The sequence below is a fragment of the Vibrio fujianensis genome (genome assembly GCF_002749895.1).
In the GTDB taxonomy this organism is placed as follows: Bacteria; Pseudomonadota; Gammaproteobacteria; order Enterobacterales; family Vibrionaceae; genus Vibrio; species Vibrio fujianensis.
Genome location: NZ_NBUS01000043.1, coordinates 121,774 through 133,481, shown reverse-complemented (window position 1 = coordinate 133,481; position 11,708 = coordinate 121,774). Strand labels below are relative to the sequence as shown.

Genomic DNA, 11,708 nt, shown 5'->3' with positions numbered 1-11,708 from the left:
GGCTTTTGTGGCTGGTGGTATTACTGGATAAACTTCCTTTTCCAGCGCAGCAAGCACCGCCTCGTGAGTTCGCTTGCCGTCCTTTTCCATTTGCGCCACGTAAGCATTAAATAGCTGTTGAATGCTTCCCTTTCGTGCCTCTTCCCTTTTGGCTTGCTGTATCGTCTTTTCTTTATTTTCTAGCCACTCTTTAGGGTTAACTCCACGTAAAAGCAATTCGCCCAATTCCCGTTGTTTTGCCCTAGCATCAGTAAGCGATAATTCAGGAAATTTACCCAAGGGTATGAACGTTGCCTTTCTCTGAATGAAATAACGAAACACAAACCGTTTACTTCCTTTAGGCGTGACCTGTATCGCTAACTTGCCCGTTCCTCGTTGGCCGTCATTATCCCATTCATAATAGGGCTTAGATTTTGGTTTTAAGCCCTGTATGCCATTTACCGTTAACATGCTGCCCCTTTTCTTGTGGCTTGATACGTGACTTCCAGATATTCCGTTAAAAGCGCGCTCTTTAGATTTTTAGTCAAACACTTAGTCAAACAGTGATGAGCCTAAACAAGAATACTTGAGATTTAACGAGAACACAAAAATGGCATAAGGCATTGTTTTGAGTGGATAATGTAACGAGATGGGAACTATTGAGAAATGATAGAAAATAGCCTTTTTACGACTCATAATCGATTGGTCCCCAGTTCAAGTCTGGGAGGGGCCACCAAATTTCGAAAGGCGTATGAAGAAATTCATGCGCCTTTATCTTTTCTAGTCCTTTCCATATCCGGTCCGCAATTACTTCCGGTAAGCTCTGGTCCATTAGGTCAGCTGAAACACGCCACGTAGTCACTACAGAGCCACACTTCCCTTATCAGAGTGATATCCACGATCAGAACCTTCTCTCGTCTGTACAGCACGAATCAGAGCAGATACATACCACTCAACACCAGAACCGAACCCCAGAAAAACTTCGCGCAGGAACCAACAAAAATATAACCAACATCCTGTCCATTAGCTGAAGTTATTAATATAAATATAATTTAGATACCTGAATGGGGTTCTAGCTGAGATTACGCAGGAGACTCAGCACCGAAGATTAGGACAAGATGAATGTTGAATCATGATGACCGATTACTCTCAGTGGTAATCGGTCTGTTATCTCTTAAGTAATTTAGGTCAGTAATCATCTACACTCCACCACAGCACCAGAAACAGCAGCTAATCACTGGACTGGTATTCATACTCGAACCGGAAAAACCAACGGCATACTGGATTACAGCGCGGATCTGGTATGAGTTAGGGCTAAGAGTTGGGTTAGTGGAATAGGATGTGAATCTAGCTGGGTACTGTCGGGACTGTCACGGCTGTCAGAACCGTCGGCGCTGTCATGACCGTCGCAACTGTCAGGACTACAGGGGAAATACATCTACTGCCGCCGCCGACGGCAAACTGGACGGAAAACCTAAATAGGAAATTTACATTAGGGTTCGTGTCCAGTTCGGTATCTAGCCAAAATCACAGCTAAAGACCGGATAGAGACCGGACCGACGACGCCGTCGGCAAAGTTGCTGGAACTAAATCATGCAGGAAGTTAGGCAGGATAAGCCTTAGAGGGAGATTACAGGGCCAGTCTAGTGTGACCGACCCTGCGATCTAGGATTTACTTCTGTATTATTAGCCCTTTCAATTTATTAGCGTATTCTAAATCGAGCCAAGGTTCTCTTCTGAGCTCCTGCTGAACAGATGTTTCAAGCTTCAACTTAAGCACCCCCAAAACAAGTCTTTCAATAAGTATACTCAGATGCAACGTTGCGACTGCTAACCCCTGATGATCTACACCGTGATTGCCTTCATGTGCTAAATGATTTCGAATAGTAAGTAGACCGTTTTTTGTCTTGATTGCCCAAAGATCTTCTTTAAAAACTCGATGTTTAAATAAAAAATTATCGATTGAGTCAGCAGCAGAAATTTTTTTAATGTTTGAAGTTAGGTTCATTAGCATATCGTATACTTCATGGTCGACTTTTTTATGTGGCTTTGCCGCTTCTTTTATTAATTGAATGGATTTTGACCTTGTTTTATCTAGCTCTAATGTAAGGCTCAGTTTTTTAGCATAAGACTCCAAAGCTGTGAATAAGGCCATATATTTAGCATCATCTCTACGTTGCACTGATGAACAAAGATCAAAGCTAAGTTTATGTACCATATCCTGTTCTGAGTCTTCCAAACCATAATAATTCGATAAACCTATATTGATCATTTTTTCTAGCTCATCAACTTTACCGCTCACTAAATAAGATCTAGGCTCATATAAAGCATAATTAGTCTGTATCGCATTTAGTGGATACTTCCAGTGCCTAATATATTCATTTCCCGTTTGATGTTCCCAACCTAAAACCAACACTCTTTGGCGTGAAACAAAAGACAATATATCAAGTAAGGGCTGGATTATATTAATGATAGATTCAGGGCTAGTATTAGGTCTGCAATATTTAACTTCTAGCCTATAGCCATGTAGCTTTAATGAGCCATTATCATTAAGCATTGCGGATTCAATACTATATTTTTGTAAAACAATTTCGCCAAGAGTTGGGTGACTGAACATAGCTATTTGGCTAATGCCATTTAGACCATCTTCCAGACGTAATGTGTTAAAATATTCAGTATCAGATATGTAAATTGAAAAGCTATAATCAGACGAATTAAGAGGCATTTCTATCGTCAAACTTTTTATATGACTCAGACCTACTGGGGTTGAACCAAGTTTTCTTTTTAAAAGGGTATCGGTAGTTAAGCTTCGGTAATGAACATCTTCTAAAGTAATTATTTCAGTCCCTTGAAGAGTTTTAATCTGCCAAGGAGTCTTGAGGTTCGGTATAGGCATTGCCTCATTTGGAATTCCAACCCGAACCTCTGCAGGCTGACCAAAAAGCAAAGGTAATATAACAGAGCAATCAACCATAATCGATTTACCATCTTGATCAGTAAGTTTTGCGTCTGCTGATATTTTCTTTCTATAACAATCCAAGTTATTCACTTCCTCTGTTAGCTACCATTATGCTCAAGGTATCACATAATGTGGCATGGATGAATGCTCGCCAAATACCTACAAACCCTTCCTCAAAGCCCCCCCCCAAAAAAACAGCGAGCGTTTACCCACTGTTTTTAGGCTACCCGTTACTCACATCTCCCACCAACTCCGCCACATTCGCGCTGACCTCCCTCAGCCTTGAACTAGCCAAATGAGCATACCGTGTCGAGGTTTGTGGACTCTGATGTCCCAACAAGTGCTGAACATCATAAAGCGTGGCATTGTCTGAGTTGATCAGAATCGATGCAAAGCTATGCCTCAAATCATAAATTCGGAAGTTGTCTGTAATTCCGGCAGCTTTCTTAGTTCGAGCGAATGCCTTCTTCGGGTGGGCGATAGGTCTACCGGGGCATCTCCGGCAAAGATATAGGGGTTCTTCAGTTGTTGAAATAGCCGTTGATCATGAACAATATAGAGAACAAGTCGAGTATAAAAAATTGGAGATCAAACCCCTACTAGGCTCGAATAAATTTCAGATCCAATTGCCTTTTTCGCGCACTGAATTTGTTACTGAGTTGCCAAAAAACAAAAAGGCATGAGTATTTCCGGTTATTAACCCAAGCTTTCTCTGGCGATGAATAACGATCATCAGCTAAGGATTGTGGAGAATAAGGTGCTATGACCGCTTAAACGCAGGTGAAGGGGCGATTCTCGATACCTACCGTAATAGTTTTATGCCGCAAGAGCACGTAGAGAAAGTAACTGAATGGATATTGAGTCGAATCAACTACTTGGGTTAATTAGAACATATTACAGTTTAATGCATGAACTCCCAGACTGCTTGACCGCTACACCAACCTCTATTTTGCATATTATATATGCTTAAAAAGCACTGATCGGTAAATAAAAGTCGATCTCAAACTGCTGATCGTCATTGAGAAAATGATTTTTGTGGTAGTGAACATAAGCGGGGGTTAAACGTAATTTGTAACGTGATTGAGGTAGCCATTTTTCAAAAATCAGGCTTACTTGAGGAAGTAATTCACCATAGCGGCCTTGCAGCCGAAATACTGCATGTAAGCCACCGGGGATGGTTAATTGATTAACGACACTTCTCAATTTCACTGGTTTATCAATAGCTAAGCAGGCGACATAACGGCATTGTTCTAAGGAAACCCAAGCTGGATTTGAATGATGCAAAGCAAATTGCTGACTAACGCTTCTTCCTTCTTCTTCAGCCCAATGGCTTAATGCCACCCAAGCTTGTCGGATTGAACGATTATAACCTTGGTGACGAATATAAGCCGTCAAGCGAGGCTGAGTTTCTATGATTTTTGGCCTTGGTAATATGAGATTGGCCACTCGTCGATAGCCTTCCGCCACATCGCTATCATGAATAGTGGCTCGTGTTAACGAAATCCCTTCTCCATGCCGCCATTGACCCGGTGTCACCTGAAATTCCGCTTTAAAGGCTTTAGCAAAAGAAGAAAGTGAGCTAAATCCGCATTTATTCGCGATATCGATGACAGGGGTTCGCGCATCAAACATTAATTGGTTGGCAGCATACTCCATTCGGGTTCGCCGAATGTATTGATGCACCCCTTCCCCAACCACACGTTTAAAAACGCGGTGAAAATGTTGCTCTGAGTACGCCGCGAAGTCGGCTAACCGCTTTGCTGACAAATCACTCGCAATATCTTGATGAATGTAATAAAGAACATCATTGATACGTGAAATATGCTGTGAATTCATGAGGTAAGTTATATCAATCGAGATGAAGTTGAGCATAAATGGACAAACAATTTTGCGCAACCAATCGTACTATGCGACGAATAAAATAATATCGCCCCAAACAACTTGAAGCTGCAAGTTAGCAGTCATTCAATAAAAAGGGCTACCGGGAGCATACATGGACATCGCAAAATCGTTACAACAAGTCAAATCATCCTATATTCGAGAGATCCTCGCCGCTGCGAGTGATAAGAATGTTATTTCTTTAGCTGGAGGGCTACCTGATGAAGCGACATTTCCGATTGAGCTAATGCGTGCAACATTAGTGGATCTGGCAGAAAAACCGCATGTGTTTCAATATGGCGCTACAGCTGGCTACGGCCCGCTGATCGATTTTCTCAAACAACATTTTGCGTTACCCGCCCATCATGAGGTGATGATCACCACCGGATCACAACAAGGGCTAGACTTAATCGCCCGTGCTTATATTAATCCGGGTGATCATGTGGTCATGGAAGCGCCGAGTTACTTAGGCGCAATGCAAGTGTTTGGGTTAGCACAAGCGAATATTGTTACGGTAACACAAACACCAGAAGGGCCAAATCTTGCAGAATTAGAGCAATGCTTTCAATCACAACGCGCTAAATTATTTTACGCCGTCCCAGACTTTCATAATCCAACCGGCATTTGTTGGAGCTTAAACACGCGTCAACAAGTGGCTGAACTCTGTCAACGCTTTGACGTCGTGCTGGTGGAAGATGTTCCGTATCGTGAGTTGCGTTTTACTGGTGAGAGCCACCCCTTGGTGTCTGATTTCTGTCCAGATCAGGCGATTGTTCTGCGTTCTTTTTCTAAGATCGCTTCTCCGGGGCTCAGGTTGGGAGCCGTTTCCGGCCGAGCGACTGATTTGGCTCCGATGATTAAGGTTAAACAAGGGGCCGATCTTCACTCCAGCGTTCCGATGCAAGCTTTATTGCATGGTCTACTTGCTCATCCTAAATTTCCAGAGCACCTTCAGCAGATCCGAACCTTATACCGTTCACGTTATGAGGTATTATTCGATAACTTGAAAAAAGTATTACCGAATGGCTACCAGCTTAATTCAATTGATGGCGGTATGTTTATCTGGCTTACCCTGCCACCATGTGACACGTTTGCGTTAGCTCAACGGTTACTCGCTGAAGGGGTTGCAGTTGTCCCTAGCCCAGTGTTTTATCCAGATCCTGACCATGCACCAGCGGCACTACGTTTAAACTTCACTAATTCAACCGAACAAGAATTAACCAAGGCTGTTCAGCGTTTAGTTTCAGTCTTAACTCAGGCTTAATCGAAGGCTCCGGGGGAGTTTAGCTCCCCTTTTATATCTTACCTGCAACTCCACGTTGTTTGGGTATCTCAACCTGCTTTGTGTAAAGTAATCATAAAACCTTATCAAAGACCAAAAATCAGATAAAACCTCCAATTGAAAACAAATTTCAGGAGAATTTCTCTATATAACGAATAAAAACAGCACCCCTCTAAATCAAAACAAAAAGGCAACATATTATATTAATAAAAACCACAAAAATGGATTCTAATTTCATATTAAAAGCTAAAATCCAGTTTTATAAACTATAATTACAAAAATAAACAAACAGATATTTCAAAAAAAACAAAGACCGTTATTATACACCCAAGCTCACTCCATTAAGACGACATTCAGTTTGAATGCCAACCAATCGGATATATAACATGAATGTATTGGCCTATTTTTTTGATCGCCGATACAGGATGAATGACCGATGTTGTTCACATCATTGATCATCGAACAATGGAAAACATGAGCTCATCGCACAGTGGTGTGCATTGACTTTATCGATGTTATTTTTGCGAGAGTGGTATGTTGGAAAATATCGGAATTGTGAACCTTTGGGCCTATTTGGTTGGTGTCTTTCTCATTGTGATCGTCCCCGGCCCTAACTCTATTTTTGTCTTAACGGCCAGTGCAAAACATGGAGTAAAAGGTGGCTATAAAGCGGCGCTTGGCGTATTTAGTGGCGATGCTTTATTGATTTTCCTCGCTTTTTTAGGTGTTGCAACACTGGTTAAAAACTCGCCCATTCTCTTTCATGTGATTCAATACATGGGGGCTGGGTATCTTTTCTATTTGGGTGCCAAAACCATCATCCGTAGTTTTCGTCAATGTGATCAAGCGACAGCACAAAATCAAGTTGGGAAAAAGAATCAAGGTATTTATCTAAAAGCTTTAGGGCTGAGTGTATTGAATCCGAAAATGATTATTTTCTATGTTTCTTTCTTTATTCAGTTCATCGATTTTAATGCTGAAAGTACTGGGCTCTCTTTTTTGGTTTTGGGTTCAATACTCGAGCTGTGCAGCATGCTCTATCTTTCCCTGTTGATTTTTGCGGGGTTTGGTATCACCAATAGAGTGAAACAAAATCAAAAACTAGCGAAATTGTCCAATACCTTCATTGGCTCGCTGTTTGTGCTCTTTGCTTTAAGATTGGCGCTCACCGCTTAATGTTTGCTGATGAAAGGCAATACAAACCTTTCATCACGATGCAAAGTGACCAATATTAACCACGTTTAGCATGACGTCATCATCACTGTTTGTGAGGGCGTGATACTATTTGCCAACTCGTTTAAAAAACACTCAGCTAGGGTTGCCAAGCCATAATAAAAATCCCCCGCTGAGCAAGCTGATTTTAACTGCTGTAAATATTGCTCAGCCCACGGCAACAAATGATCAACGAATAACACTAACGCCGCATTCTCTTGATCTTGTTCAATAAAATGTGCCAACGCTAATAACATCAACCCAAAATGATCTTCTGGTTCATGGCTCGTCAATTGCACTTCTATACCGTTTTGGTGCAAAAAGCGACGATACGCTAATGTGCTCTCGCCCATGACGATGTGCTCGGGATCTAAATAGACCGAGCCCCACGGCGGCGCTGGCATATCACCGACCCCTTCAAATAAGAGGCTAAATTGATCTGAATCTGGTGCGGGTAATGCTTGGCACAAGGCGTTAATCTCTTCCGGCTTTTGCCAAGAAAAATAAGCCGCTAGATTGGGTAGATCTTGTTGGGCATATTGAGCCGGTTCACTATGAGGTGGATAATAAAATAAGCTACCTAAAACACGAGGGACCACAGCTAGCATAAGTTTTCCTTATTCACTAAAAATAACCAGCCTACCGCTTGTTCACATTCACGACGAAGCAGTAGACTGATTTTCGATTAACTCACTCTGCCGATAACCGGTATATCTAAACAACTTAGCGTTGCCGATACCAAGGAAATATTAGGGTCTGTTGACCCTCGGTTAATCGACCGTGACGATCACATGGTTATCCACCATAAATTATAAAACGTGATGCGTTCAGCAAGCTCACCGAGCAACACCAGCACTGCGCCACTGAGCAATAGCGGCGTCACTTGCTGTTTTTTTAGCCCACCAAGCCCAGCGAAGATAAGCGCAATCACCACCCCAGCAAGATAAATATACCAAAATATCATTTGCCCTTGCACAAGGTGAGGAACCGTTTCATTGAGAAATGTCATATAACCAGAGCGGGTCACTAAGGAAAGGAGCGCCCCAACCATCACCACAATGCTGCCTAACCGATAAACCCCGAGCGCTAAAGCCGCCATTCCGCCAGAAATGAGCACGGTTAACCACAAATGTAGCGCAGTGTAATGGGTGTTCCACGCTGGGACGGTTTCCAATTGATACACTTGGGTAATCGACCAAGCAAATGCCAAGCCAAGTAACACCGCCACACCGTTAATCCATTGATGTTGGGTGTTGGTCATGGTGAATTGAAAACGGGTTTTCAGCCATGTACGAACACGAGGAATACCCAGTGCTACCGTTAACAATGCACTACCAAAATAGAGACCACTGAGCACAATTTCATTGCTCATGGGCGAACGTAGCAGGCCAAACAATAAGTTAAACGCCCGTTGTGGCTGGCCCATGTGTAAGCCGCCAATTGCCATACCTATCGCAAATAGAATTAACCCGATGAAGTTAATTCTATGCTGTTGAGTGGCAGTGATTTGCCCCATAAGACCGGCGATAAAAGCCAGTAACATCATACCAACCGCTGTCTGGCCTAAGACGGTAAAAAAGACTAAAGGTAATTCATGCATCGTTTAGACCTCTGATGGATTTTGAATAGCGCCCGTGGTATCACCCGACATTCGTGCATCGGCATGAGCTTTAATCACTAAGCTGGGCTTGGTTAAGCGTGGATCTGGCAGTGGTGCCACGGCATTGGTATTGCCATATTTGGCCCGCAAGATCTCAATTTCATCAAAATCAAGTGCTCGTTGAGGACACGATTCGACACAAACGGGTTTTAATCCTTGCGCTACCCGCTCATAACAACCATCACACTTCGACATCACTTTCTTCTGTTCATCGAACTGAGGGGCACCGTAAGGACAGCGCATTTCACAATAGCGACAACCGATACATACATCTTGATCGACCACCACTAAGCCATCTTCTGAGCGCTTATGCATCGCTCCGGTTGGACAACCTTTGACGCAGGCAGGATCTGCACAGTGGTTGCAAGAAATCGACAAATAGTAATTAAAGGTATCTTGCTTCCACGCATTGCCTACTTTTTGCCAATCACCGCCACCATATTCATAAACGCGGCGATATTTTGGGCCCACTTCTAGCGCCTTCTCATCTTTACAACTGATTTGGCAAGTTTTACAGCCAGTACACTTTGATGAGTCGACAAAAAAGCCGTATTGTTTCATTTAAAATCTCCTCAGATGCGCTTAACGTCGACCAAATTTGTGTGTTGTGGGTTACCTTTAGCCAATGCTGTTGGCCGTAATGAGGTAAGCCGGTTGATACAACCACCAACATCAACGCCTTCTTTATTGGTCTTCGCCCATGCGCCTTCTGGCATAGCCGTAACTCCAGGCATGATCCGCGGTGAAACCTTGGCTTTAATTCTTAGTCGACCTCGATCATTAAAGACTTCGACAAAATCATCTGTCTTAATCCCTCGGGCCTGCGCATCAATGGGGTTCATCCAAAGCACATCAGGAGCCGCTTCTTTCAATTGCGCCACTGACGAATACGTTGAATGACAATGCCCTTTAGTATGAAAGCCCGTCATCTGCAATGGGTATTTACTTAACTGCGCTTTGTCTTCAATACCTTCTACCGCTGGCCAGTACTCTGGGATCGGTGAAATTTTATCGCCTGGTAATAGCTCCCACTGTGTCGCGAGCTCAGCGAGCGATTCTGAGTAAATTTCAATTTTACCTGATGGCGTTTTTAGTGGGTGTAACTGCGGATTATCGCGAAACTCTTTTAAAGCAATATGTTTACTGCTATCAGCGACGCGGCGATCAATCACTCCCATACCATCGGTTTCGGAAAATGGTGGAAGATGGGGCTCTTGTTTACGTACTTGGTTATACGCAAACTCAATCCATTCTTGGTAGGTGCGTCCTTCCGTAAAGGCCTCTTTGATGCCCATTTTTTCTGCAATTTCAGCCAATACATCATAAGTCGGACGATTTTCCCACATAGGTTCAATCGCTTTTTGTAAACGAACCAAATAATGATAGGAGCCCGATTGGTATGAGTTGTTGATCAACTCATCTGATTCTAGTGTCGAAACATCTGGCAATAATAAATCGGCATACTTCGCTGTCGCCGTCATGTGGTTATCCCATACCAGAATAAACTCGCACAAGGATTCATCGCGCAGCACTTTATCCACTTGGTTTAGGTTCGAGTGCTGATTTCCGGTCATATTCGAGGCATAGTTCCAGAGAAACTTAACGTTAGTGGCTAATCGATCACGACCTTTGACGTAATCTTTTTTCGCTGTCATTTCTGTGCCACGGGTAATCGCATCTAACCAGCTAAAACAAGGAATGGAAACTTTTACTGGGTTAGCAATGGCAAGGCCAGCTAATGGATAATTAACACTCCCTCCCCAAGTCCCAATGTTAGTACCAGGGCGGCCAAACTGTCCGGTCATAATCGGTAGCATCATAATGGCACGAGAGGCATGTTCACCATTTTGAGTCCGTTGCACACCCCAGCCTTGAGAAATCCACGCTGCTTTCGCGCCAGCAATTTCACGCGCCAGCTCACGAATACGCTGTGCTGGAATTTCCGTTAATGCTTCAGCCCACTCGGGTGTTTTTTCTGTTTTATCTTCACCCAAACCTAAAATATACGATTTATAAGAAGCATTCGCCGGGGCACTCGCTGGTAACGTTTCTTCACTCCAACCGACCGTATATTGATTAAGCATTGCTTCATCAAGCAAATTTTCTTTGATCAACGTATGTCCAATCGCAGCCACTAACGCCGCATCGGTTCCCGGACGGATAGGTAGCCATTCGGCATTAAAGGCGGTAACACTGTCGGTACGGCGAGGATCAATCAAAATAACCCGGGCACCACTTTGCTCTAGCGCATGATAAATTTCGGCAATTTGCCCACCACCCGACATGCGAGTTTCCGCCAAGTTTTGGCCAAACATCACCACTAAATCAGAGTGTCTGATTTCAGAAAATAACGTTTGTTGCTCAGTGCCATAAATATTACCGGCTTGACCAAAAACGAACGGCTGAATTCGGTTTAATTGCGCTTCAGAATATGTGTTATGCATATCCAAAAAGCCCCCGGCTAAATTTAGCAGCCGTTTACAGGTATTACGACCTTGTAAGTTCGCACCGGTTGTACCACTGCCATATTGATAATAAATCGCTTCATTACCATACGTGCTAATGACCCGTTTTAACTCATTTGCCACAATAGTAGTTGCTTCATCCCAACTGATCCGTTTAAATTTTCCTTCACCACGCGCGCCAATGCGCTTCATGGGGTATTTTAAGCGATCGGGGTTATAGGTGCGAAAACGAGCCGAACGGCCACGTAGACAAGGACGAATTTGATGCTGTCC

The 11,708-nt window shown here is 43.3% G+C and carries 9 protein-coding genes and 1 pseudogene; 2 read left to right on the top strand and 8 right to left on the bottom strand.

What is annotated here, in order from left to right; genetic code table 11:
- The 4 genes and pseudogenes from B7C60_RS18965 to B7C60_RS11390 form a co-directional block, all read right to left on the bottom strand.
- Positions 1–450: Arm DNA-binding domain-containing protein (locus B7C60_RS18965; RefSeq protein ID WP_245869240.1), on the bottom strand; the 450-nt coding region annotated here is incomplete at its 3' end.
- A 1,201-nt stretch (positions 451–1,651) separates the two neighbouring features.
- Entirely contained in the window at positions 1,652–3,019 is a 1,368-nt protein-coding gene (locus B7C60_RS11400) for a hypothetical protein (RefSeq protein WP_099611762.1), read from the bottom strand.
- A gap of 142 nt (positions 3,020–3,161) precedes the next feature.
- Positions 3,162–3,490, bottom strand: a pseudogene (locus B7C60_RS11395) (tyrosine-type recombinase/integrase); the annotation flags it as partial.
- Between the two features lie 414 nt (positions 3,491–3,904).
- Positions 3,905–4,774 (bottom strand): AraC family transcriptional regulator, encoded by an 870-nt coding sequence (locus B7C60_RS11390; RefSeq protein WP_099611761.1) that lies wholly within the window; start codon positions 4,772–4,774, stop codon positions 3,905–3,907.
- A 157-nt stretch (positions 4,775–4,931) separates the two neighbouring features.
- Here B7C60_RS11390 and B7C60_RS11385 point away from each other — a divergent pair, with 157 nt between their 5' ends.
- Both B7C60_RS11385 and leuE read left to right on the top strand, forming a co-directional pair.
- Positions 4,932–6,080: an aminotransferase-like domain-containing protein gene (locus B7C60_RS11385; RefSeq protein ID WP_099611760.1), complete on the top strand. Its 1,149-nt coding sequence runs from the start codon at positions 4,932–4,934 to the stop codon at positions 6,078–6,080.
- A 552-nt stretch (positions 6,081–6,632) separates the two neighbouring features.
- Positions 6,633–7,274 carry a leucine efflux protein LeuE gene (leuE, locus tag B7C60_RS11380; protein WP_099611759.1) on the top strand — a complete coding sequence of 214 codons (642 nt, stop codon included), beginning with the start codon at positions 6,633–6,635 and terminating at the stop codon, positions 7,272–7,274.
- 65 nt (positions 7,275–7,339) lie between these two features.
- Here the strand turns inward: leuE and B7C60_RS11375 are convergent, their stop codons facing one another.
- The 4 genes from B7C60_RS11375 to B7C60_RS11360 form a co-directional block, all read right to left on the bottom strand.
- Positions 7,340–7,918: a TorD/DmsD family molecular chaperone gene (locus B7C60_RS11375; protein WP_099611758.1), complete on the bottom strand. Its 579-nt coding sequence runs from the start codon at positions 7,916–7,918 to the stop codon at positions 7,340–7,342.
- Positions 7,919–8,097: 179 nt separating this feature from the next.
- Positions 8,098–8,910 carry a dimethyl sulfoxide reductase anchor subunit family protein gene (locus tag B7C60_RS11370; RefSeq protein WP_099611757.1) on the bottom strand — a complete coding sequence of 271 codons (813 nt, stop codon included), beginning with the start codon at positions 8,908–8,910 and terminating at the stop codon, positions 8,098–8,100.
- 3 nt (positions 8,911–8,913) lie between these two features.
- Entirely contained in the window at positions 8,914–9,531 is a 618-nt protein-coding gene (locus tag B7C60_RS11365) for a DMSO/selenate family reductase complex B subunit (protein WP_099611756.1), read from the bottom strand.
- 11 nt (positions 9,532–9,542) lie between these two features.
- Positions 9,543–11,708: DMSO/selenate family reductase complex A subunit (locus B7C60_RS11360; protein ID WP_245869238.1), on the bottom strand; the 2,166-nt coding region annotated here is incomplete at its 5' end.